The organism is Pseudomonas sivasensis (genome assembly GCF_021391435.1).
Lineage (GTDB): Bacteria > Pseudomonadota > Gammaproteobacteria > Pseudomonadales > Pseudomonadaceae > Aquipseudomonas > Aquipseudomonas sivasensis.
The window spans coordinates 3,377,835-3,400,429 of record NZ_CP090029.1; the positions used below are offsets into that span (position 1 = coordinate 3,377,835).

Consider the following 22,595-nt stretch of genomic DNA (forward strand, 5'->3'; position numbering starts at 1 on the left):
CATGGATTGGGCTGCCATTTTTTCCCTGCAAATCGTGGGCGCCATCGCCACGCTGGTGCTGCTGAGCATTGGCCTGGCGGTGGTGTTCGGAATGATGAAAATCATCAACCTCGCCCACGGTGAATTCATGATGCTCGGCGGTTACGTCGCCGTGCTCGCCACCCACAACCTGCACGTACCGATCTGGATTTCGATCCTGGTGCTGGCGCCCTTGAGCGTGGGCCTGTTCGGCATGCTGGTGGAACGCCTGCTGGTGCGACACCTGTATGGCCGCATGATCGACACCATGCTCGCCACTTGGGGCCTGAGCCTGGCACTGACCGGCGCCGCCACCATGCTGTTCGGCAACACGACGGTGGGCATCAGTTCGCCCTTGCCGGGCATCACCGTGGGCGCTTATCAAACCAGCGGCTACGGCCTGTTTGTGATCGCCGTGGCGGTCGCCGTGCTGCTGGGCATGTGGGCGCTGCTGCGGTTTACCCACTTCGGCCTGTGCGCCCGCGCCACCATGCAAAACGCCAAGATGGCCGCTGCACTCGGGGCCAATCCCGGACGGATCTACAGCCTGACCTTTGGCCTGGGCGCGGCGCTCGCGGGCTTGGGCGGTGCCGTGCTGGCGCCGCTTACCGGGGTGATTCCAACCCTCGGCGCCAGCTACATCGCCAAGGCCTTCATCACCGTGATCGGCGGCGGCAGCGCAGTGATCACCGGCACCCTCACCGCCGCCGGTGGCTTCGGCGTGATCAGCCAGGTGGTGACGTTCTTCAGCACTCCGGTGTTTGGTGAAGTGGCGTTGCTGCTGGCGGCCATTGTGCTGATTCGCGTACTGCCCCTGGGCATTACCGGTCGATTCTTTCGGAGGGCGTTCTGATGCCTGTTGATACCCGCACCCTATTACCGGTGCTCGGCTGCGTCGTGGCTGCGCTGCTGGTGGCGGTCCTGCCACAGTGGCTGGATCTGTTTACCCTGCTGTCCTTGACCATCTACTTGGTAATGGCCCTGCTGGCCCTGAGCCTTGCGTTTATCTGGGGCTTCGGCGGCATCCTGTGCTTTGGCCAGGCGGCGTTTTTTGGCCTGGGCGCCTATGCCTATGCCATCGGTGTGCTGAACATCGGCGACAGCACCTGGCCGGTGCTGCTGGCCATCGCAGTGCCCGCCCTGGTCGCCGCCGCCATGGGTTACTTCATGTTCTACGGCGGCATTAGCGACGTGTACCTGGGGGTGATTACGCTGGCGGTCACGCTGATTCTGTTCAACGTGATGAACTCCACCTCGGGCTCCGAATACCACATCGGCAGCGCACTGCTCGGCGGTTTCAACGGCATTCCAGCGATTCCCACCCTCAACATGCCGTTCAACCCTGAACGTGTGCTCGAACCGGAAACCCTGTTCCAGGTAATCGGCGCCGCGCTGATCCTCTGTTACCTGGGGCTGCGCGGGCTGCTCGCCAGCCGATTCGGCAAAGTGGTGGTGGCCATTCGTGAGAACGAACAGCGCGCCGGTTTGCTGGGCTATGACACGCGCCTGCACAAGTTGATCGTGTTCAGCCTGGGTGGCGGCATCGCCGGGCTCGCGGGTTGCCTGTTCGCCAACTGGGGCGCGTTTGTCAGCCCAGGCGTGTTCGGATTGGCGCAATCGGCGCAGATCATCATCTGGGTCATCGTCGGTGGCCGTGGCACCTTGTTCGGGCCGATCCTGGCGTGCATCGGCATACAGGCGCTGATGGCGCGCCTCGGTGAACAGCAGCATGTGGACAGCGGCTTTGTGCTCGGCCTGATTCTGCTGGTCTTCGTCATGTTGCTGCCCCGTGGCTTGCTGCCGACCTTGACCGGTTGGGCAGCGCGTGTTTTCCAACGTCGCCCGCAACCGACACCTGCACAGGAGCGCGCACTATGAGCCTGTTGCAAACCCAAGGCCTGGGCGTCAGCTTCGGCGGCGTTCACGCGGTCAAAGCCGTGGATTTCACCCTCGAAAGCGGCGAACTGCGTTGCCTGATCGGCCCCAATGGCGCCGGCAAAAGCACCTTCTTCAAGATGCTCAGCGGCCAACTCAAACCCACCCGCGGCGTATGCCACTTCAAGGGCCAGCGCATTTCAGGGCTGGCGCCGCACCATGTCGCCCGGCTCGGCATCGGCATCAAAACCCAGGCCCCCAGCGTCTTCGACGGCCTGGATGTGCTGGAAAACCTGCGCTTGGCCGCCAGTCGCCGACAAGCGCCAAACGAAGCCCGCGCCACTGCCGAGCAGACCCTGGAACGCATCGGCCTGGTCGACTTGCGCGCACGCCTGGTGGGCGACCTGGCCCACGGCCAACGCCAATGGGTGGAGCTGGGCATGATCCTCGCCTCGCGCCCGGAGCTGGTATTACTGGACGAACCCGCCGCCGGCATGACCTACCAGGAAGTGCGCAAGACCGCCGCGCTGATCAAAGAAATCAACGCCCACAGCACCGTGGTGGTGGTCGAGCACGACATGGAGTTCATCCGCCTGATCGCAGGCACCGTCACCGTGTTCAACCAAGGCGCAATCCTCGCCCAAGGCAGCTTTGCCGAAGTGACCCAGGACCCGGCCGTGCGCGAAGCGTACTTGGGCAAGCAGGAGATCAAACATGCTTGAAGTCATCGGTCTATCCGCCGGTTATGGGCGTATTCCCGTGTTGCGTGACATCCGCTTGAGCTGTGCCGCCAACACCTGCGTCGGTGTACTGGGTCGCAATGGCATGGGCAAGACCACCCTGTTGCGCGCCTTGATGGGCGAAATCCCCGCCATGGCCGGCAGCCTGCATTTTGCCGACGAAGACTTAAGCAAAGCCGCCGCCCACCAACGCGCCCGCGCCGGCATCGGCTACGTGCCCCAGGGCCGGCAGATATTCCCTTACCTGAGCGTGCGGGAAAACCTGCGCATGGGCTGCGTGAAGGACTTCGCCGCAGCCGACGCCACCATCGAGCGCATCCTCGCGTACTTCCCGCGCCTGCACCGCTTGCTCGACCAGCCCGGTGGCGCGCTGTCCGGCGGAGAGCAACAACTGCTGGCCCTCGCCCGCTGCCTGTGCGGCAACCCGAAAATCATCCTGCTGGACGAGCCCACCGAGGGCATCCAGCCATCGATCTGCGACGAAATCATTGAAACCCTGCAGCGCCTGCGTGTGGAACAGAATCTGGCGGTGATCCTGGTGGAACAGGACATCGAATTTCTCAGTGCCCTGTCCGACCGCATTCTGATCATCGAGAACGGCCAACTGGTGGACGAGGTCGACCCGGCTCACACCAGCGCCGAAGCCATCGCTGAGCGCTTCATGGGCTTTCATGCATAAGGAACCTGCCATGTCTATTCAACGCCCTACCCTGGCCGATCTCACCGAAGTCGGCCACAGCCTTGGCCTGCAAATGGCCGAGCCACTGCTGCACGAATACGCGAACATTCTCGAAGCCGTGTGGCAGGACTACGACCGCCTGGATGGCATCGCCAACCCGCCATTGCCCCCCCGTTACCCTCGCGCCCCCGGCCAGGTGCCGCAGCACAACCCTTACAACGCCTGGTACGTACGCACCGAGATTCAGGGGGCACCAACGGGCAAGTTGGCCGGCAAGCGCGTGGCGCTCAAGGACAATATCTGCCTGGCCGGCGTGCCAATGATGAACGGTGCATCGACCCTGCAGGGCTACGTGCCGGACATTGACGCCACCGTCGCGACACGTGTATTGGACGCTGCCGGACAGATTCTGGGCAAGGCCCATTGCGAGTTCTTTTGTGTGTCGGGCAGCAGCCATACCAACGCCACCGGCGCAGTGCACAACCCGCGTAATCCGGGGCATTCCACCGGCGGTTCGTCGTCGGGCTGCGCGGCGCTGATCGCGGCCGGCGAAGTGGACCTGGGCATCGGCACTGACCAGGGCGGCTCGGTCCGCATTCCGGCGGCCTACTCCGGTATCTACGGCATGAAGCCGACCCATGGGTTGATCCCCTACACCGGGATCATGCCCATCGAGATGACCCTGGACCACGCCGGCATCATGAGTGCCAACCTCGCCGACAACGCGCTGCTCTTGGAAGTGCTGGCTGGCGCCGATGGCCTCGACCCCAGGCAGGACCGCGTGGTGCCGACCGAAGCTTATACCCAGGCCCTCGGCAAAGGCTGCAAGGGCCTGCGGATCGGTGTGGTGCGCGAGGGCTTCGGGCATGCCAACTCCGAGGCCGATGTGGACGCGGCGGTGCGCCGTGCCGCTGCGTTGTTCGTAGACCTCGGGGCACGGGTGGAGGACATCTCGATACCGCTGCACGCCCTGGGCCACGCCATCTGGACACCCATCGCGGTGGAAGGCACCACCCAATTGCTGCGCGGCTACAATTACGGCTCGAACTGGAAAGGCCTGTACGTAGAGAGCCTTATGAACGCACAGCGAGACTGGCAGACCCAGGCCGGGCAATTCCCGCACGACCTGAAAACCTGCCTGCTGGCCGGTGAATACGCGTACACGCGTTTTGGCGGCCAGTACTACGCCAAGGCTCAGAATGCTGCACGGCAATTACGTGCGGCCTACGACCAGCAATTGCAGGACTTCGATGTGCTGCTGATGCCCACCGTACCGCTCAAGGCGCCAACATTGCCGACAGCAGACGCCTCACCCAGCGAGTGGGTGCAACGGGCCCTGGAAATGAACGCGAACACCGCGCCCTTCGACGTTACCGGCCACCCTGCCCTGTCACTCCCGTGTGGGCTTGCCAGTGGCCTGCCAGTGGGCATGATGCTGGTGGCGCGGGACTACGACGAAGCCACGCTGTACCAGGTCGCGCACGCCTTTGAACAACATATCGACTGGGAAAGCCTGATTTCATGAGCGCCTCTGACTACAAAGTCGGCCTGCTGTTTTCCGAGAGCAGCCTTACCGCTGCCTCGGAAACCACCCAGGCCAATGCCACCCACCTGGCGATCGCCGAGGTCAACGACGCCGGCGGCATCCACGGACGGCCACTGGTGCCAGTGGACGGCCATCCCGGCGCGGAACCGTCGGACTACCGCGACAGCGCCCTGCGCCTGTGTGACGAACACCAGGTGCAGGTGTTGTTCGGCACCCACATGTCGAGCACCCGCAAAGTGGTGTTGCCGGTGGTCGAGAGCCGCCGCCGACTGCTGTTCTACCCGACCCTCTACGAAGGGTTTGAATACTCGCCCTGGTGTTACTACACCGGTTCCGCACCGAACCAGAACTCAGTCCAACTGGCGCAGTACGTACTGGCGCATTTCGGCAACCGCGTGCTGTTTGTCGGTGGCTCCTACGTGTACCCGTTCGAGTCCAACCGCATCATGCGCGAACTGTTCGAACAGGCCGGTGGCGAAGTGGTGGACGAGATCTACTTGCCGTTCCACGCCACCGCCGAGGACTTCGAACGGGTGATGCAACGGGCGCGGGCCACGGCACCGGATGCGATCTACTCGACCATCGTCGGCAGCGATATTCCGGCCCTGCACCGCGCTTACCGACAGGCCGGTTTCGACCCGGCGCGCATGCCCATCGTCAGCCTCGCGACCAACGAGGTCGACGTGTTGCACATGAGCGATGAAGAAGCCGAAGGGCATGTGTCGGCGGCGCCGTGGTTCTCCACCCTGGCGACGCCTGCCAGCCAGGCGTTCGTCGCACGTTACCGAGCGCGCTTCGGTGACACGGCGCCGCTGACGGCGGGCGGTGAGGCGGCGTACTTCCAGGTGCATCTGTTCGCCGAGGCAGCGCGGCGTGCCGAGGGTTCGTCCATCGAAGCGCTGCGCAAGGCCTTGGCCGGTGCGCAGTTCGACGCGCCCCAGGGCCGCGTGCAGATCGACCCGGACACCCAGCACACTTGGCTGTGGCCTCGTATTGCGCGTCTCGACCACCAACGCCGTTTCGAGCTGGTGGTGCAGAGCGAGCAGCCGGTGAAACCCAGCCCTTACATGGTCGATTACCAGCTGGATGTGCAGCCATGAACAGTGGGAGTGCGAGATGACCCAGGCACCTTCGCTGTTGCGCGAACTCAAGGGCCTGCGCGTGCTGGTGATTCACCCGGTAGATGCCGAGGCCCGCGTGGTACTGGACCAGTTGCAGCGCATCGGTTGCATCGTTGAGCAATGCTGGCCGGTGCCTGCGCATTTGCCGGAGCACACCGATGTGGTCCTGCTCGCCGTGGAACTCAGCCAGCGCCTGAATACCCAGGCGCTGGTGGAAGGCTTGAGCGAACAGGCCCCGCCGATCATTGCCGTGGTGGGCTATGAAAACCCGTCGATGTTGCAACTGGTGCTGGAAACCCAGCCGGCTGCCGTGATCGAGCGCCCACTGCGACCCTTTGGCTTGTTGACCCAGTTACTGATGGCCCGCGCTGCCTGGCGTGCGCGCATCGACATGCTGGCGCAACTGCGCAAATTACAGACCCGGCAACCGGCGGTGTCGAAGATCTCCATGGCCAAGGCCCTGCTCATGGCCCGCCATCGCATCGGCGAAAACGACGCTCACCGGCGCCTGCAACGCGATGCCATGGCCAGCCGCACCAGCATGGAAGCGGTGGCCCAGACGATCATCGATGCCGGCCTGCCCCCTCAATCAGAATAAGCAGAGGTTATTCATGCAAGCATTCAATTTCAGCACCACCGCGCACCTGATCTGCGCCAGCGGCGCCGCCGCCCAATTGGCCGAACAGTGCGCCGCCCGTGGTGCACGCAACGTATTACTGGTCACCGACGCAGGCATCCTGCGCCACAACCTGCTGGATTCAGTCTTGCCCGGTTTCACCGCTGCGGGGATCAACCTGCAGGTGTACAGCGACGTCCTCGCCGACCCGGCCGAAGAGCTGGTGCTGGCGGCCACTGAACAAGCACGTGCAATCGGTGCCGACCTGATCGTCGGCTTCGGCGGCGGCAGCTCCATGGACACCGCCAAGCTGGTCGCCTACTTGGCACACCCCGAGCAACGCCAGGGCTTGAGCGACATCTACGGCGTCAACCAGGCCAACGGCGCGCGTCTGCCGTTGATCCAAGTGCCGACCACGGCCGGGACCGGTTCTGAAGTCACGCCGATTTCCATCGTCACTACCGCCACTGGTAAATCCGGCGTGGTGTCCCAGCAACTGCTGCCGGACCTGGCGATCCTTGACGCACAACTGACCGTCGGCCTGCCCGGCCCGGTCACCGCTGCCACCGGCATCGACGCGATGGTGCACGCCATTGAGGCCTACACCAGCAAGTTGCGTAAAAACCCGATCTCGGACCTGCTGGCCCGTGAAGCCCTGCGCCTGCTCAGCGCTAACCTTGAGCAAGCCGTGCGCGCGCCGCAGGACCTTGAAGCGCGCCAGGCCATGCTGCTGGGCGCTTGCCTGGCCGGCCAGGCTTTCGCCAACGCGCCGGTCGCGGCGGTGCATGCATTGGCTTACCCGCTGGGCATCACATTCCACCTGCCCCACGGGCTGTCCAACGCACTGGTTCTCAACCCGGTACTGACCTTCAATCTGTCCCACGCCCATGCGCTCTACGCCGAACTGGCGCCGTGCGTGCTGGGTGAGCGTCTGCTGCCAGGAGATGGCGCCGCACAACTGATTGAAGAATTGCGCAGGATTCATGAAGCGGTCGGGCTGCCTTTGCGCTTGAGAGACGCCGGAGTCACTTTGGAAAGCCTGCCGGAGCTGGCCCGCAGTGCGATGCAACAACAGCGACTGCTGGTGAACAATCCACGGCCCGTGCTTGAGGAGGACGCGTTGGCGATTTATACCGCAGCCTATTGAAAATCTGGCGCGGCAACTTCGCCAATCTGGACCTCGGGCTGGACTTCAACCTGGGCCGATCGTGGCAAATGGGCGTCTCCTACAAGACCGCCCTGGGTAGCGACGAACGAAACGACACCTTCCGCATCGGCGTGGATGGCAAGTTCTGACGCGCTTACTGGTGATAGCAGTGGGTCAGTCAATGCAACAGTGACTGACCCACTGTAAGGGCGGAGCCCTAGGCAGCCGTTACCGCAGCAACGGATATGTACCCAACCCGCCTACACCCTCCCCCCAATCAACACAACTATTCCCCCCCACTGCCTGACCCTGATCGGCAAACTCTGTTCCAGCGCCTCCAACGTCTGCTGCGCATCATCCAACGGAAACCGCCCTGTCACCCGCAACCCCGCCACTGCCGAGTCCAGCCGTACGATGCCACTGCGATAGGGCCGAATCGCATCCACCACGCTCGCCAATGTCTGATTACGCACCACCAACCAACCCTCCAACCAAGCGGTCTCACTGGTCGCCATCGGCACCTGAGTGAGAATCCGCTGATGATCAAACACCGTGCTCTGATGCATCGCCACGCGCTGCTGCGTACCGCCTTCGAGATGCAACACCACATCGCTGTCGAGGGTGACCAGACGCAAGGCCGCACCCTGCTCGCTCAGCATCAAGCGACCGCTGGCGCCAGTGATACGTCCGGCACGGCTACTGACCTGCAACGGGCGCGAGGCATTCACTAATATCTCGCCTGCACGCAGCTCCAGGCTGGGCTGCCCGTCGGCGAGCGTCGCGATCACCTGGCTGCGGGCATTGAGTTTGAGCGTCGAACCGTCGGGCAACTGCCAGGTGCGCCGCTCGCCCGTGCCGGTGGCGTATGACTGCCCGCCCGGTTCAAAGCGCGTCACCCAACCCACACCCGCCGCCAGCCCCAGCGCACACAAGCTGGTGCGCAGAAACGCGCGGCGACTGTTGGGCTGTTCCAGGCTGCGCAACAGTTGCGAGCTGGAGCGTCCACGCCATGGCGAAGCCTTGAGTTGATCCAGCCCTGCGATCAGTTGCGCGTAGACCTGACGATGATGGGCCGAAGTGCCACGCCACGCCTCCAGCGCCGCTTGCTGTTCGACACTGAAATCTCCGGACTGGATCTGCACCAGCCAACCAATGGCCTCCTCGGCCACCGGGTCGTTCAACGCTCGTTTGCTCACTCGTTCAACCCTAGGTAACAGGCGCGCAGGGCCTGGGTCATCAATTGGTGGATGCGCCCCAGCGACAGGCCGAGCCGTTCACTGATCTGCGCGTAGGTCATGCCGTCCAACTGGCTGTGCACGAACACCGCCTTGGCTTGCCCTGAAAGGCCATCCAGCAGCCGGTCGATGGCCAGCAGGCTTTCGATCAGGATCAACTGTTCCTGGGGCGACGGGTGCACGTGTTCAGGCACTTCGGCGAGGATTTGCAGGTAGGCTTTTTCCAGATCGCGACGGCGCCAGCCCTCATACATCAGGCGCTGGGCGATGGTGGTGAGCAGCGCGCGCGGTTCGCGAATGGCCGTGGGATCGGGCAGCATCCACACCTTGAGGAAGGTCTCGGCGGCGATGTCCTCGGCGCTGTGGCTGCAACCGGTGCGGTACGACAAGCGTGCGCACAACCAGCTGTAGTGCTGTTGGAAAATCTGGCCGATGAGGCGGCTCTTGAGCAAGGCATTCGGGTCCATAGGTCCATAGTCTTCATGGACTGCACACGCCAGCGGACAAGTGGTGGTGGGCCTGTCGGTTTGAGGTAGACCTGCATCCAGGCAGGTGAGTCCAGTTTGCCCCAGCGGGCATCACCGGATAAAAGAATAAAAACATCCAATAAGCTGCATTTTCTGCATAACCCTTGGCATCCCTGCAGGCACGCAAAAGCACCGCCTGCGAGCGCCGCAGGCGGTGTGGTGAGTCACTCAGTTAGCGGCTAATTGCGCCTCCGTACGCTCCTGTTCACGCAGCGGGCGCACCAGCCAGGCGACCACTGCGGTCAGCACCAGCAGGATCGCGGCCAACACCCAGAGCACGCCGTGGAACGCACTGTCATAGCCGCCGATAAACAGGCTGTGCACCGTGCCGGCCTGTTCCGTACTCAGGGCTTGCAACGACCCGGTGAGATTGCCGGCGGCCACGTCATCGATCCAGCGTTGCAGGGTCGAGGGATCGGGCGCCAGGCGGCTCAAGGTTGTGCGCAATTGGCTGTCCAGCAAGGTGGCCAGCAACGAACCATACAACGCCACAGCAATCGCCTCGCTGCCCAGGCGGAAGGTGTTAAGCAAACCGGCAGCCATCCCGGCTTTTTGCTCGGGCACGGTCTTGAGCGCCAGACCATCCACCAGCCCGGCCGACAATCCCATGCCAATGCCCACCAGCAGCAACGGCACTGCCAGTTGCCACAACGCCACGCCAACCTGGCTGACCAGCGCCAACGACACGACGCCCACCAGCAACGCAATTAGGCTGACCTTGAGAATGCCGATCGCCGACACCCCACGCGCCGCCCACTTGCCGGCCAGAATCGGGCAGAACAGCATTGGCACCGTCAGCAACAACATCGCCAGGCCTGCGTGGGTCGCGCTCAATTGCAGTACGCCGAACAGGTAGCTCGGCAAGTACGTCAGCAGCGTCACAAAGCCAAACGATGCCGCCACGGTGACCAACGCCAGGCCGACAAAAGGCCCGCTTGCCAGCAGCGACAGGTCCAGCATCGGCTGGCGATGGCGGCGTTCCTGCCAGGTAAATACCGCCAGCAACACCGCCGCGACCGCGACCAGGCCCAGCACGCCCGGGCTGCTCCAGCCCCACTGCGAGCCCTGCACGATGGCAACCATCAGCGCCAACAAGGCCAACACAAATAACGTCGCGCCCGGCACATCAAAGCGTGCAGTGCGTTCTGCCAGTTCGCCGTCCCGCGTGATCAACGGGGTGCCCAACAGCACAATGACCAAGGTGACTGCGTGCGCCCAGAAAATCGCGCGCCAGCCGACGCTGTCCAGCAGTAAGCCGGACAAGGTCGGCCCCAGGCTCACACCCAGCCCCGCAACGGTGCCGAACAAGGCAAATGCACGTAACCGCGCCGGCCCACTGAAGTGGGTGGAGAGGATGGCAATGCCGCACGAGAAAATCGCCGCCGCACCAATCCCCGCCAGCCCCCGTGCCGCGTCCAGCAACCACGCGCTGTCGGCCACCGCAGACAGCACCGAGGCCACCACATACAGCGACGCACCGGCGACAAAACAGCGCTTGCGCCCGAGCCGATCAGCCAGCGCGCCCCAGGCCAGGGTGAAGCAGGCAAACGCCAGGTTGAAGGCGTTGACCACCCATTGCAGGCTGGTCAACGGCGCCTGGATATCGGCGCCTATGGCCGGCAGTGCGAGGGCCGTGCCGGAGATGGAGCTGGGCACAACGAAGATCGCCAGCAGGATGATCGAGAGTAGAGCCGTGTCGGCAAACGAGTTTTTCATGGGTCCTTCCAGGGTCAGGTTGAAGTGAAACCGTGCACCGGCAAACGCACCGGTCGGCGCAGGATGATGCCGTCGACCCAGGGCACCTGGTCCGCCGGCACCGCCAGGCGCAAGTTGGGAAAGCGCTGCACCAGAATCTGCAACACCGTGGTGATTTCCAGGCGCGCGAGGGCCGCGCCCATGCAGTTGTGCATGCCGTAGCCGAACTGCAAATGCCGCGCGTCGTTACGGTCCAAGCGAATCGCCAAGGGTTCAGGAAACACCGCTGGGTCACGGTTGGCTGCAAATGCATCGGCGTAGATGATGCTGCCCTCGGGGATCAACCCCCACGGCCCGTCAAGGTCGACACTGGCCAAGCGCGGGAAGGTCGAGATGGTGCCCAGGGGGATCACGCGCAGCAGCTCTTCGACAGCATTCGGGATCAGCGCAGGGTCATCCACCAACTGCTGCCACAGCTCGGGCGCGGCCAACAGGGTGTACACCGCCTTGGTGAGCACGGTAAGAATGTTCTGGTCGCCGCCGATCAGCACGCCGAGCAGGATGCCCACCAACTCCTTGTCGTTGAGTGGCGGTTCACTGTCGTTGCGGGTGGCGACGAAACGCTGGATCAGCCCATCGGGATAGGTAGGGCGCGCGCCCGTCACCAGGTCGGTGAGGTAGTTGTAGACGCCCCAGAATTGCTTCAGCAGCTCTGGCACATCCGCGTCCGACGCGACCTGCACCGTATGGCTGAGCGGCCGATAGTATTCACGGTCACTCAGGGGAATGCCGAGGAGTTGGCAGTCCACCGTCGCAGGAATGTGATCAAGCACCTGGGCAAACAGGTCTGCACCGGGGGCCTGGCGCTGTAATACATCCAGGCGCTCATGGGTCGCCTGCTGCACTTTTTCCGCCAGTAACGCCACCCCACTGGGGCTGAAATCCCGCGCGACCACTTTACGCAAGCGGCCGTGATCGGGAATGTCGTTGTTAAGCAGTAACTCTGGCGGCGTGATGGTGGGCAGAAAACTCGCACCGTCTTCTTCGTTGCAGGGAGCGCGAATGGCGCGGTTGTCCAGCAGCAACGCCTGCACGTGTTCATAGCGGGTCAGGTGATACGCCAAGTGGCCGCTGGGCAAGAGGATCCTGGGCAAGCCATTGGCGGGGCTGGCGGGTTGATAGGCTGGCGGCGCATCCAGGTTGGGGATGCGCGCCACGGTGACTGGCGGGGTGGTGACGACGGCGATATTCATCACGCAGGCTCCCCGACAGGTTGCAACAGGTTCACACCAGTCAGGCGCTGCAACTGGGTAAGGGCCTGGTGGTTGTCAATAAAGTGCAGCACTTGCCAGCCCAGCGCGGCGGCGGCGTCGATGTTTTCGGCCACGTCATCGATCAACAAACTGTCAGCCGCGCTGACGCCTGAACGTGCGGTGGCGACCTCGAAGAACGCCGCTTCCGGCTTGCGGGTGCCTTCCCGGCTGGAATCGACGATCAGGTCGACCACCTCGTCCAAACCCACCATCGCCCGCCAGTGCTGCTCCCACTCCACCACGTTGTTGGTGAGGATGCCCACACGCAAGCCAGCACGCTTGAGCGCACGCACCGCGGCCACCAACGGCGCATTGGCCGGCACTCCGGCGAACCAATGCTCGCCAAAGGTTTGCAGGCGCGCACGGGACAAATCAATCTGCGGGTCGCGACGCCGCAATGCCAATTCCAGGCGTTGGCCCCACTCCTTTTCGGTGAGCAAAGCGCTCTCCACCGGCGCCAGCATCGGCACGCCCAGTTCCTCGGCCACATCACTCATGGCCTGTTGCAGCACGCGCGGGGCCAAGCCGGTCTTGACCTGATACTGCTCGAACAACGCGGGGATAGGCGGCGACAGCACGCCCCCGAAATCGAACCAGATAAACTTCAAATCGCTCATCGCACACCCCCCGCAACCAAGGCCAACGGCTGGCTGGCCGCCACGGGCAACAACTCAAGCTCGGCTGTGGCAATCACCACGCCGCCCTGCTCCACGTCCAGGGCCAGAGTGATGCGCCCGTGTTCATCGATTGCCAGGGCATTGAGATCGGCACGCACCCGTGTCGGCAAACCGAACTCGCCGAAGCGGGTGAACACCACATGGCAACTGGACAACAGCCACTGATCAGGGGCGGCCTGCAATTGCCGATCCGCCACCACCAAGGCCGCTTGCCGGAAACCTTCGAGCAGCAGCATGCCGGGGATGTGGTCGAGGGGATGGTCGAAGATCGCCGGGTTGTTAAGGTCCACAATCAGCGGCGCCACCAGGCGGTCGCCGCCCTGCTCAACGTCCTTGCCCAGCACCACGTTGTTCAGCCAATGGCGCCCTACCGCCGACGGGCTCAACGGTGGCGGCAGTTGCGCCAACGGGTCCGCGTCGGCGGGAATCGCCGCCAGGCCACGGGCGCGCATCTTGTTCCACGCGGCGCCGCTCATCCAACGGATGCTCATGCGCTCATGCCGTGCGGCGACTTCGCCATTGATGCTCAGGGACATGTTCAGGGTCACGCCACTGCGCTCGCCATGGCGCAGGTATTCGTCCACCACAAACACATCGATCTGTGCCGACGCCGGGCGATCCCCCACCACCAGCAAACTGCGCTCGGTGACGCGAGTGACACTGTCCAGGTAAATAAACTTGTCCTGGGCACTGACATCCAAGAACGCATGAGAGATATAGATCGACGCCTGGCGGAACACTTCCAGCAATAACAACATGTCGTAGTGGGCCGAACGATGCGTATGTTCACTGAAGTAACTGTGGGTACGCGGTAGTTGGGCGCTGCAGCGGAAATGACCCTCTTTTACCAACTCCGCGCCCGTCAGGAAGACTTCGCTGACAGCAGCGCGGTGCACCATGCTACGCGGCACAGTGTTTTCGCAATGGATCGCCGGCGCTGGGCTGGCTGGATTTAAAACGGACAATTCAGACATGGGCATCTGTCTCCTGATGAGCTTTTCCGTAAGCGTGCAGACCGCTGTACAAGTCCATGACTTGTGAGCTTTGCGCGGACAACCCGATCTGGCTGTCAGTACCCTTGTGCAGATACTCCCTTATATTTTCACTGCACACTTAGATCAGTTTGATCGAAGCTTATAAGCGCAACTAAATGATCTAGAGACCGAACTAAGTGTTCTAACTTAGCAGTGAAAAAAAGCCCATGAAGTTGCTCAAGGTCGTAAAGAACATCACGACCCGGAGCAGATTGGCATGTTGAAAACAGGATTCACCTTGGCGCCCCTGGCGTGCGCATTGGCCCTGGGCGGCCTGGCGCTGCCAAGCCTGGTGCTGGCGCAAAACGATGCGGCCGCCGTACACAAGGTCATTGAGTTCAATATTCCCGCCGGGCCCCTGGATGAAGTGCTGCTGAGCATTTCCCAGCAAAGCGGCCATTCCATCGCTTTTGATCCGCCGCTGGTTGAAGGCCGCGCAAGTCGTTCGATCCAGGGCCGCTTGAGCCAGGAGCAGGCGCTGGGGATCGCCTTGAGTGGTTCACAACTGGGCTTCAGCCAGACCGCCAGCGGCGCCGTGTTGATCCATCGCCTGACGGACACCAGCACACCCGCAGCCGCGATCAGCAGCGAACCGGCCGCGCCACGCCTTAAGTCGGTTGAAGTGATCGGCACCCGCCGTAGCGATGTCACCGCCCTGCAAAGTGCGGCACCGGTGGATGTGATCAGCAACGAACAACTGGAGCGCAGCGGCACCGATAACCTGGCCAAGGCCCTGGAAACCCTGGTGCCGTCAGTGAACTACCCGCAAGTCAACGGCACCGATGGCGTGTCGTCGCAGCGACCGGTGTCGCTGCGCGGCTTGGCGTCTGATCAAGTGCTGGTGCTGGTCAATGGCAAGCGTCGACACGCCTCGGCATTCGTCAACACCAAAGCCACCTTGGGCCGGGGTTCCCAGGCGGTGGACTTGTCGACGATTCCCGTCAGCGCCGTCGACCATATCGAAGTGCTGCGCGATGGCGCCTCGGCCCAATACGGCTCCGACGCAATTGCCGGGGTGATCAATATCGTGCTCAAGGAGCAGGATCACGGCGGCGCGGTGCAAAGCACCTTTGGCCAATACACCAAGGGCGATGGTTTTCGCCGCTCGGTCGGTGGCTGGACCGGTTTCACCTTGCCCGGCGACGGCTTCCTCACCCTCAGCGGCGAGGGCCTGCGCAGCGAGCGCACTTCCACCGGCGGCACCGATGGCCGGCAGTTCTACCCCACTGCAGATGCCCGCGAAGCGGATGCCGACCGTCATTGGCGCTACGGTTCTCCGGGGCTTGAGGATTGGAACCTGGCGCTCAACACCGGCCTGTCGCTCAACGATGCGGTCGACCTCTATGGTTTCGCCACTTACCAGGACCGCACCGGTGAATCCCAGGCCACCTTTCGCCGGCCTATCGACGCCAACAACCTGGTGGCCGTGTACCCCAACGGATTCCTGCCCCTGCTCGACGTACGTTCGCGGGATGCGTCGGTCACTGGCGGAGTGAAATTGCGCGATGACAGCCTGGGCAGCTTCGATCTCAGCGCCAACTACGGCCGCAATCGCATCGACTACCACCTCAGTGATTCGCTTAACGCCAGCCTCGGACCTGCCAGTCCCACCAGCTTCAACGCCGGCGCGTTGATCAACGAGCAAACCAACGTCGGCCTGGACCATGTGAAGGAATTCAAGGTGGGCTGGGGCGCGGGCCCGCTGGTGTTTTCCAGTGGCTTGGCGTGGCGTAACGAAGCCTATGAAGTGATCGCCGGCGACCTTGCTTCCTGGACACACGGAACTGCTCTGCCCACCCGTGCAGGCGGCGCCCAGGGTTTTCCCGGCACCCAGGACAGTGACGAAGGCCGCTATGCACGCCATGTGTTCGGCGGCTACCTGGGCCTGGAGCAACAGCTCACCGACAAACTGCAACTGGGCCTGGCCGGGCGCAGCGAGCACTACGATGATTTTGGCACCACGACCACCGGCAAGTTTTCCGTACGCTACGACCTCACCCCGCAGTGGGGCCTGCGCTCGACGGTAAGCAGCGGTTACCGCGCGCCGACGTTGGGCCAGATCGGCACCTCGGCGACCCAGACCGAATTCAAGGCCGGCGACCCCACGGCCTATCAGGTCGGCACCGTCAGCGTGAACACGCCGGTAGCCCGGGCGTTGGGCGCCAGTGACCTGAAGCCGGAAAAATCCACCAGCCTGTCCCTTGGTGTGGTGTGGCAGCCGCTGGAGCGCGCGAGCGTCAGCGTCGACGCGTATCACATACGCATTCAGGACCGTATCGCCCTGTCGGAAACGCTCAGTGGCACCCAGGTCAGCCAGATCCTCGCCAGCCAAGGCTATGGCAACTACTCCGGCGTGAGCTTTTTCACCAACGCCCTGGACACCAAGACCAGCGGCGTCGATGTGGCCGCCCACTATCGTCTGGACCTGGACGACGCCAGCCAACTGACCCTCAACGGCGCGTTCAACTACAGCAAGACCCAGGTCACCGATATCAAGGACAACCCCGGCCCCCTCGCCGGCACCGGCATCACGTTGATCAACCGCGAAGCCCTCAGCTACGTGGAAAGTGCCTCGCCCAATACCAAGCTGATCCTGGGGGCCGACTGGCGTAAAGGCGCGTGGCAGGCGAGTTTCAACACGATCCGCTATGGCACCTACACCCTCGATTCCAACCTCGGCGAAGCCCGCGACCAGACGTTTTCCGCGCAGTGGGTAAGCAATGCCAGCGTGTCCTACGACATCAGCCAGGCCCTCACCCTGACCCTGGGCGGCAACAACATTTTTGACAGCTACCCCGACAAGATCGACGTGGCCAACCGCTTTGTCGGTGGGCGCGTGGCCTACCAGAGCATCTCCCCGGCCGGTGCCGAAGGCGCCTTCTACTACGTGAAAGCCGACTACCGCTTCTGACCCTCATTAAGGAGTTCATATGAGCTTTGATCCTGTGCGTTTTACCCAAGAGTTCGAGCATGACTTTGCACTGGCCAAGCAGTTGCTGATCAAGCATCAGGTGCTGTCGGGCAATGAGGCGGGAAATATCAGCCTGCGTGTTCCCGGCGAAGAGCGGCTGGTGATTGCCTCGTTGAGCGGGGCTGACAGCGGTGTGGCGGCGATTGTGGATTTCGAGTTGCAGCGCAGCCAGGGCAGCCTGACTGACAACCTCAAAGAGGTGGCGGCACTGCATGTGGCGATTTATCGCGAGCGGGGCCAGGTGAATGCGGTGATTCATACGCACTCGCCGTATCTGACGGCGTTTGCGATTGCGGGCCGGCCGTTGCGGGCCCATGCCTCTCAGTTGTTGGGGATTCTGGATGAGGATCAGGAGGTGCCGCTGACGGCGTGGGGGCCGCGGTATGCGCCGGAGCCGGTGGTGGCGGCGTTGCGCGAGCATCCGCGGGCGCCGGCGGCGTTGCTGGCTAATCATGGTCCGTTTGCCTGGTCCGAGCGGGGGGTGTTGGCGGTTACGCGGTTGTTGATCAATTTTGAGGAGGCGGCGTATTTGACGTTTTTGGCGCAGCAACTCGGTACTCCGCAGCCGTTTCCCAGTGGCGCGGCGCAGCGGTCGCGGTTGGGGTGGAGTGCGACATGAGCGGTGTTGCGACTGACACGGCACGGTCTGGGTTTGGGAGGGGTGGTGCGACGATTCGACTGGCTTTCGGTCGTGGGTTATCGGTGTGCATATCCGTTGCTGCGGTAACGGCGGCTTTGGGTTCCGCTCTTACAGCGGCTCACTTTTGGAAGAGCCCAAACGTAAGCAAAAGGCTCTCGCCACACCACTCGGTGCCTCGCCTAGGCTCGGCATGCCCTCACTCCGGCCAGCGTGGTCGACGGGGCGCTGTAGATCAAAAGCCAGATCAAAAGCAAGGTCAAAAGCCGGATCAAAAGCATCGCTTTGCGGGCTTTCGGCCTGCCGGAGTGATGGTTGCGGCGGTGCTTGCTTTCAGTGTGCTTTCGGCTCATGCCGAGGTTTTGCTCGAACGGGCTCAATCCCGTGGCACGCTCAATGTCTGCACCAGTGATGAGTTTCCTCCGTTCAAGATGCTGGATGCCCAGGGCAAGCCCAGTGGGTTGATCATGGATTTGATTGTTGATCTGCAGCAGCAGTTGTCTGCTCGGGTCGGTCAACCGTTGAAGTTGTCTTTGGTGCAGGTCAATCCGCTCAATCGTTTGTTGTTTCTCGATCAGGGACGTTGCGAGGTGTTGGTGACGTCCTTGTTGGACACGCCAGCCCGGCGTCGGGAAGTGGATTTTGCCAGTCCGGGGTTTTATAGCTCGGCGGCCACGGTGTTTGCGCCGAAAAGTACGGCGGTGCCCGATTGGGAAAGTCTGCGCGGCAAGACGCTCTGCGCGCCGGCCACAAGTGTGTGGGTGCGGCCATTCGAAAGCCGCTACGGCCTGCAGTTCGCGTCGTTTAACGGCACCGCCGAGGTGCGCAAGGCGGTGGCTGACAGTCGTTGCCTGGGGGCGATGGGGGATGATGCGTTGTACAGCGCCCTCGCCCGTCAACCTGAGTGGGCCGACTACGAGGTCAAGCTGCCGGGGCAGGCACCGGCGCCGTGGGGGATTGCCCTGCGCAAGGGCCAGCCGGAGTTGTTGGCGGCGGTGTCGAACATTGTCGAAGGCTGGCATGCCAAGGGTCTGATCATCACGTTGGAGCAGCGTTACGGCCTGGCGCCGAATGCCTGGGTCGCGCAGCAGCATGCGCAGGCACGCCATGAGTGAGGTCAACCTGCGCCTGTGGCTGGAGCAGCACGGCCTGTCGCTGAGCATCGTCTGGGACCCGATGGACCGTCAGCGTTTTCTGCTGGGCCTGGGCCTGACCTTGCTGTTGTCACTGGCAAGTATCGCGCTGTCGCTGTTGATCGGTGTCGTCGGCGCCGCCGGCCTGGGTTCGCGCCAAGGTCTGTGGCGCGGGATCAGCGACGCGTACGTGGCGTTGTTTCGCAACACGCCGCTGTTAGTGCAGTTGTTCTTTTTCTACTTCGGCGTCGGTGCGTTACTGCCGCTGGTGGACGGGGTGCGCCTGCTCAACGGCACGCAGTGGGCGATCATTGTGATCGCCCTGCACAGCGGCGCGTTCCAGGCAGTGAACCTGCGCGCCGGGATTGATGGGGTGCCACGCGCCACGCTCCAGGCGGCCGCCGCCCTGGGTATGCAGGAGCGCACCGTGCTGCGCCATATCGTGCTGCCGCTGGCGCTGCGCAATAGCCTGCCGGCGATGGGCAATACGGTGGTGCAGACCATCAAGTCCACCTCCATCGCCTATGCGATCGCGGTGCCGGAGTTGCTCTATGCGAGCAACCGAATCTGGTCGGATAACTTCAACGTCGCCGAGATGATGCAAGTGCTGTTGCTGGTCTGGCTGTTGTTGATCGGCCTCAGCAGTTGGCTGTTGCGCCGCCTGGAGTATCACCTGCGCCTGCCGGGCCAGGAGTTGCCGAATGCTGCCTGAACCTTCGCCACTGATGCTGCTGTGGCAGTGGGCCCCGGCGCTGCTGCAAGGCTTTGGCCTGAATATCCTGATGGGCGTCACCGCCATGTTGGTGGCGACGGTCTTCGGCGTCCTGCTTGGCAGCCTGCAAGTCAGTGCTCGCCCGGCTCTGCGCCGTGGTGCCGGACATCTGAGCCGTTTGCTGCGCAACCTGCCCTGGCTGGTGGTGATGTTTTACGTGGCCTACTCGCTGCCCTACGAAGTGCAGTGGGCCGGGCGCTGGTGGCAGTTGCCGGACTGGCTGAAAGTCGCGCTGGGCCTGGCGTTGCCCGCCATCGGCTACGTCTCGGAGATTGTGCGCGGAGGCGTGTACGCGGTGCCGTCGGGCCAGTGGGAGGCCGCCCAGGCCTTGGGGCTGCGCCACGGCCAGGCCCTGCGCTACGTGATCATTCCGCAGACCCTGCCAAGCCTGGTAGCGCCGTGGATGAACCTGTATTGCGCGGTGACCATGTCCACTTCCCTGGCCAATCTGCTGGGGGTGGAAGAGCTGATGACCACCCTGCAATCGCACCTCTCCAGCCAATTGCGCAGCGACCTGCTGCTGCCCGCCTATGGCGTGGTGTTTATCGCGTTCTTTCTCTACATCTATCCCCTTTCACGCTGGGCCAAACGGCTGGAACGCCGATGAGCCTTTCGACGAGTACCACGACCATGCGCGACGACACCCTGTTGACCCACCTCGGCCGTGATCCGGCCAACCATGCCGGTACCGTCAACACCCCGGTGTATCGCAGCTCGACCTTTATCTGGCCCGACACCAGCACCCTCACAAACCACCTCCAGCAGGCCGACGACCCGCACTACCGCGGGCATATCTACGGACGCAACGGCAACCCCACCACCGCCGCGTTCGAAGACGCCGTGGCCGAATTGGAGGGTGGTTTTCGGGGGCTGATCATGCCCAGCGGCCTGGCGGCGATTGTCGGTGCGGTGTTGGCCGTGGTGCGGGCCGGCGACCATATTCTGGTCACCGACAACTGCTACTGGCATGCGCGCCAGGTGTTCGACCAAATCCTGCCGCGCTATGGCATCCAGGCCAGCTATTTCGCGCCGATGCTCGGCGCGGATATCGCCGGCTTGCTGCGCCCGAATACCCGCCTGGTGTATGCCGAAGCGCCCGGTTCAAGCACGTTCGAAGTGCAGGATATTCCCGCCCTCGCCCACGCGGCCCACGCCCATGGCGCGCTGCTGATGCTCGATAACACCTGGGCCACGCCGCTGTTTTTCAAGGCGTTTGAACACGGCGTGGATATCTCGATCCATGCCGCCACCAAGTACCTGGTGGGCCACAGCGACGCGATGCTGGGCGTGATCGTCACCACGCAAGCGCTTTACCCCGGCGTGCGCGAAACCGTGCGTCAGCTGGGCTATATCGCCAGTGCCGACGACGCCTACCTGGGCCTGCGTGGCCTGCGCACCCTCGGCGTGCGCCTGCGCCAGCACGAGCGCTCGGCACTGACCGTTGCGCAGTGGTTGCTACAGCGTCCGCAAGTCGCCCAAGTGCTGCATCCGGCCTTACCGGGCGCGACGGGACACGACGTGTTCAAACGCGACTTTCTCGGCTCCACCGGCCTGTTCGGCGTGGTGCTCAAACCCATCTCAGAACCGCAAACCAAAAGCTTTCTGGAAAGCCTTCGGCTGTTCGCCATGGGCGCCAGTTGGGGCGGTTTCGAAAGCCTGATCCGCCAGCAGCAACGCCACCCTTCGGCCCAGATTGAACCCGGCGTGTTGCTGCGCCTGCACGTGGGCCTTGAAGCCGTCGAAGACCTGATCGCCGACCTGCAACAAGGCCTTGAACGCCTGACTGTCACCCCACCTGCCCCAAGGAGTCTGCCATGAGCCAAACACTGCCCACCCACTACAGCATTTGCCCGCTGCTGGTCGCGTCCAACATCGCCGTGGAACTCGGCTGGCTGGATGAGGAATACCAGCGCGTCGGTGCCGAAGCGATCTACCTGCGCTCGCTGCCCGATAACCAGGGCTGGCTGCCGCACTTCACCCATGGCGAGTCGCGGTTGATTCGTGACGGCGGCGCCGTGCCCGCCCTGTGGGCGCGTGCGGATCAGGCCGACACGCTGCTGGTGGCCACCACGGCGAGCCAACGCGCCGGGCAGATTCTGGTACGCGCCGACGGGCGTATCCGCCAGGTCGCGGACCTATTCGGCAAACGCATCGGCGTCCCGGTCAGCCGTAACAAGGCGCGGGTGGATGTGCTCAAGGCGCTCGCCGAGCATGGCCTGTTCAATGCGCTGCAACTGGCCGGACTGGAACCGTCCCAGGTGCGGCTGATCGAGCTGGAGGATGAAGGCGATCCCCACACTTTGCAGCCGGCCGCACGGCCATCGGCGTTCTGGGCGCAATTGCACGGCCTGCACGGCAAGCCGGGCCAGGAAGTCCGTGCATTGGCTGAAGGCCGTGTGGAGGCGGTGCATATCGCCGCCGGGCATGTGCCGGCGTTGCTCGCCAGCGGTGAATTCACGGTGATCGAAGACCTGGAGCGCTACCCCGACTGGACCCTGAAAAACCATAACGGCCCCTACGCCACCACCGTCAACCGCGCCTTTGCCGAACAACACCCCCAGGTAGTCGTGGCGTTCCTGCGTGCGGCGATCCGCGCGGGGCGCTGGATCAACCAGCACCGCGAGGCCGCCGCTGAGTTGTTCACCCGCGTGACGTTCCTGCCGGATGCCGGGTTTATCCGCCAGGCCATCGCCGAGCTGGATTTTGTACCGCAACTGGGCCCGCAGAACCTCGCCGCGCTGGAGCTGAAAAAGGATTTCCTGGTGCAGCGCGGTTTCTTGCAGAACGACTTCAGCGTGCATGAGTGGGCCCGGCCCGACTTCCTCGCCCAGGCCCACGCCGGGCTCTAACATTCCAACC

Annotated in this window: 22 protein-coding genes; 16 read left to right on the forward strand and 6 right to left on the reverse strand. The window is 63.3% G+C overall.

All coding sequences use genetic code 11. The features are described 5' to 3' along the window. Position 1: 1 nt before the first annotated feature. Genes LRO94_RS15190 through LRO94_RS15230 form a run of 9 tightly spaced genes read left to right on the forward strand, consistent with a single transcriptional unit; the run spans position 2 to position 7,891 of the window. Entirely contained in the window at positions 2–871 is an 870-nt protein-coding gene (locus LRO94_RS15190; RefSeq protein WP_179178937.1) for an ABC transporter permease subunit, read from the forward strand. Further along, the gene (locus LRO94_RS15195; RefSeq protein ID WP_095184703.1) at positions 871–1,896 is read left to right on the forward strand and encodes an ABC transporter permease subunit; all 1,026 of its coding nucleotides are present in this window, start codon (positions 871–873) and stop codon (positions 1,894–1,896) included. Before LRO94_RS15190 ends, LRO94_RS15195 begins: the two co-directional genes overlap by 1 nt. Beyond that, entirely contained in the window at positions 1,893–2,615 is a 723-nt protein-coding gene (locus LRO94_RS15200) for an ATP-binding cassette domain-containing protein (protein ID WP_095184702.1), read from the forward strand. Before LRO94_RS15195 ends, LRO94_RS15200 begins: the two co-directional genes overlap by 4 nt. Beyond that, on the forward strand, positions 2,608–3,312 hold the full coding sequence (locus LRO94_RS15205; RefSeq protein ID WP_032885736.1) for an ABC transporter ATP-binding protein: 705 nt from the start codon (positions 2,608–2,610) through the stop codon (positions 3,310–3,312). Before LRO94_RS15200 ends, LRO94_RS15205 begins: the two co-directional genes overlap by 8 nt. Before the next feature lie 10 nt (positions 3,313–3,322). Then, positions 3,323–4,837 carry an amidase gene (locus LRO94_RS15210; RefSeq protein ID WP_179178936.1) on the forward strand — a complete coding sequence of 505 codons (1,515 nt, stop codon included), beginning with the start codon at positions 3,323–3,325 and terminating at the stop codon, positions 4,835–4,837. After that, positions 4,834–5,958, forward strand: a complete 1,125-nt coding sequence (locus LRO94_RS15215; RefSeq protein WP_032885738.1) for a transporter substrate-binding domain-containing protein — start codon at positions 4,834–4,836, stop codon at positions 5,956–5,958. The genes LRO94_RS15210 and LRO94_RS15215 overlap by 4 nt, the downstream gene beginning before the upstream one ends. A gap of 16 nt (positions 5,959–5,974) precedes the next feature. Then, the gene (locus LRO94_RS15220) at positions 5,975–6,577 is read left to right on the forward strand and encodes an ANTAR domain-containing response regulator (RefSeq protein WP_095184698.1); all 603 of its coding nucleotides are present in this window, start codon (positions 5,975–5,977) and stop codon (positions 6,575–6,577) included. A 13-nt stretch (positions 6,578–6,590) separates the two neighbouring features. After that, the gene (locus tag LRO94_RS15225) at positions 6,591–7,742 is read left to right on the forward strand and encodes an iron-containing alcohol dehydrogenase (RefSeq protein WP_179178935.1); all 1,152 of its coding nucleotides are present in this window, start codon (positions 6,591–6,593) and stop codon (positions 7,740–7,742) included. Beyond that, the gene (locus LRO94_RS15230) at positions 7,739–7,891 is read left to right on the forward strand and encodes a hypothetical protein (protein WP_155989950.1); all 153 of its coding nucleotides are present in this window, start codon (positions 7,739–7,741) and stop codon (positions 7,889–7,891) included. Before LRO94_RS15225 ends, LRO94_RS15230 begins: the two co-directional genes overlap by 4 nt. 111 nt (positions 7,892–8,002) lie before the next feature. On the opposite strand, the gene LRO94_RS15235 is transcribed toward LRO94_RS15230, so the two are convergent. The 6 genes from LRO94_RS15235 to LRO94_RS15260 form a co-directional block, all read right to left on the reverse strand. Further along, positions 8,003–8,938 carry a FecR family protein gene (locus LRO94_RS15235; protein WP_179178934.1) on the reverse strand — a complete coding sequence of 312 codons (936 nt, stop codon included), beginning with the start codon at positions 8,936–8,938 and terminating at the stop codon, positions 8,003–8,005. Continuing rightward, positions 8,935–9,444 carry a sigma-70 family RNA polymerase sigma factor gene (locus LRO94_RS15240; protein WP_032885202.1) on the reverse strand — a complete coding sequence of 170 codons (510 nt, stop codon included), beginning with the start codon at positions 9,442–9,444 and terminating at the stop codon, positions 8,935–8,937. The genes LRO94_RS15235 and LRO94_RS15240 overlap by 4 nt, the downstream gene beginning before the upstream one ends. Positions 9,445–9,672: 228 nt before the next feature. Next, positions 9,673–11,220, reverse strand: a complete 1,548-nt coding sequence (locus LRO94_RS15245; protein ID WP_122680944.1) for an MFS transporter — start codon at positions 11,218–11,220, stop codon at positions 9,673–9,675. Between the two features lie 14 nt (positions 11,221–11,234). Next, positions 11,235–12,452 carry a cytochrome P450 gene (locus LRO94_RS15250; RefSeq protein WP_179178933.1) on the reverse strand — a complete coding sequence of 406 codons (1,218 nt, stop codon included), beginning with the start codon at positions 12,450–12,452 and terminating at the stop codon, positions 11,235–11,237. Continuing rightward, positions 12,452–13,129 carry an HAD family hydrolase gene (locus LRO94_RS15255; protein WP_122753435.1) on the reverse strand — a complete coding sequence of 226 codons (678 nt, stop codon included), beginning with the start codon at positions 13,127–13,129 and terminating at the stop codon, positions 12,452–12,454. Before LRO94_RS15255 ends, LRO94_RS15250 begins: the two co-directional genes overlap by 1 nt. After that, entirely contained in the window at positions 13,126–14,163 is a 1,038-nt protein-coding gene (locus LRO94_RS15260; RefSeq protein WP_179178932.1) for a ScbA/BarX family gamma-butyrolactone biosynthesis protein, read from the reverse strand. The genes LRO94_RS15255 and LRO94_RS15260 overlap by 4 nt, the downstream gene beginning before the upstream one ends. 277 nt (positions 14,164–14,440) lie before the next feature. On the opposite strand from LRO94_RS15260, the gene LRO94_RS15265 reads away from it, so the two are divergent. From LRO94_RS15265 to LRO94_RS15295, 7 genes are all read left to right on the forward strand, one after another. After that, positions 14,441–17,134 (forward strand): TonB-dependent receptor, encoded by a 2,694-nt coding sequence (locus LRO94_RS15265; protein ID WP_179178931.1) that lies wholly within the window; start codon positions 14,441–14,443, stop codon positions 17,132–17,134. A gap of 19 nt (positions 17,135–17,153) precedes the next feature. Further along, positions 17,154–17,813 (forward strand): class II aldolase/adducin family protein, encoded by a 660-nt coding sequence (locus LRO94_RS15270; RefSeq protein ID WP_179178930.1) that lies wholly within the window; start codon positions 17,154–17,156, stop codon positions 17,811–17,813. A gap of 341 nt (positions 17,814–18,154) precedes the next feature. Continuing rightward, positions 18,155–18,946: a transporter substrate-binding domain-containing protein gene (locus LRO94_RS15275; RefSeq protein ID WP_179178929.1), complete on the forward strand. Its 792-nt coding sequence runs from the start codon at positions 18,155–18,157 to the stop codon at positions 18,944–18,946. Further along, positions 18,939–19,676 carry an amino acid ABC transporter permease gene (locus LRO94_RS15280; protein ID WP_206193890.1) on the forward strand — a complete coding sequence of 246 codons (738 nt, stop codon included), beginning with the start codon at positions 18,939–18,941 and terminating at the stop codon, positions 19,674–19,676. The genes LRO94_RS15275 and LRO94_RS15280 overlap by 8 nt, the downstream gene beginning before the upstream one ends. After that, positions 19,666–20,343 (forward strand): amino acid ABC transporter permease, encoded by a 678-nt coding sequence (locus LRO94_RS15285; protein ID WP_179178928.1) that lies wholly within the window; start codon positions 19,666–19,668, stop codon positions 20,341–20,343. The genes LRO94_RS15280 and LRO94_RS15285 overlap by 11 nt, the downstream gene beginning before the upstream one ends. Continuing rightward, positions 20,340–21,554: a cystathionine beta-lyase gene (gene metC, locus LRO94_RS15290; RefSeq protein WP_233896808.1), complete on the forward strand. Its 1,215-nt coding sequence runs from the start codon at positions 20,340–20,342 to the stop codon at positions 21,552–21,554. The genes LRO94_RS15285 and metC overlap by 4 nt, the downstream gene beginning before the upstream one ends. Continuing rightward, positions 21,551–22,585 carry an ABC transporter substrate-binding protein gene (locus tag LRO94_RS15295; RefSeq protein ID WP_122680939.1) on the forward strand — a complete coding sequence of 345 codons (1,035 nt, stop codon included), beginning with the start codon at positions 21,551–21,553 and terminating at the stop codon, positions 22,583–22,585. Before metC ends, LRO94_RS15295 begins: the two co-directional genes overlap by 4 nt. Positions 22,586–22,595 lie beyond the last annotated feature (10 nt).